Below are 962 nucleotides of genomic sequence, written 5' to 3'. Positions count from 1 at the left end.
TCGTAGAACGCGGCATACTCTTCACTGGTGTCAGGCGGATACGGATGTGTGAGCGCCATTTGCGCAACACGCTCATGTGCCCACGCGGCTTGAAGAATATTTTCAGCATCGCCAAGCTCGCGTGACATTTGAATCACTTCTTCAAGTGAGGCCGGAACGGCAAGGCTATTGGCATAAGCAAAAATGCGATCAGCACTCATGTTTAAGCGATAAGCTGCTCTGGTGATGTCAGCTGCAGAAATGTTCAAGTGTGAAAAGGTGGTTGCAATGTCATTCGTTACCGGTGTTGTGCCGATGAGATACACTTCACCAGAACCTGCAATTACAGCCGTTCCACTTCGTTTTGGTGCAGGTCGTGCGCCGCGTGTTTCTCCAGCTTCTTGCCTTGTAAGCGTTGGCCCTTCTTGCGCATAGATAGATCTGGCCTGGATTTCCAGGTGATGCCTTCTCATGTTTCCGCCCAAATCAACCACAAGAGCAGAGGGCGAATCAAGCCGGCTTACGCGGCCAATATGCTGCACCACTTTGCGGCGCGAGTTCGAACTATAAGCAAGCACGGCCACTTCAACGCTTTCAATGTTGAGGCCTTCATCCACCACGCCAAAATTCACGAGCACTCGTGTTTTACCACTTCGAAAGCGTTCAAAAATGGCATCACGTTCAGCTTGAGGAGTTTCGCCCGTAATGCCTTCAGCTGAAATTCCAACTTCGTTTAATGTTGCAACGGTTCCTGCAATTTGGTCCACACTACTTACAAACACAATGCTGTGATGAAACTGTTCGCCGCGGTTGAGCTCTTTGTAAAAAATATCGGAAAGCAATGCACCCAAAGCTTCACCGCTTAAGGTGGAAACCTCTTCCGTAAGGTTCACGTCAATTAATTCTGGCTTGTGAATCACTTTTTTTTCTCGTGCCCACAACCCAGTAACATCCACAGCCTGCAGCAACCCTTAGGGCCCCCC

The 962-nt window shown here is 49.5% G+C and carries 1 protein-coding gene; it reads right to left on the bottom strand.

Annotation, left to right across the window (positions count from 1 at the left end):
- The coding region (locus tag COV43_06395) for a hypothetical protein (protein PIR25215.1) at window positions 1–947 on the bottom strand (947 nt) is incomplete at its 3' end.
- Window positions 948–962: the final 15 nt, after the last annotated feature.

The sequence above is a fragment of the Deltaproteobacteria bacterium CG11_big_fil_rev_8_21_14_0_20_42_23 genome, assembly GCA_002796345.1.
GTDB lineage: Bacteria > UBA10199 > UBA10199 > 2-02-FULL-44-16 > 2-02-FULL-44-16 > 1-14-0-20-42-23.
Note: the sequence above shows the minus strand (reverse complement) of the source record. Positions and strands in the feature narration are given on the sequence as shown.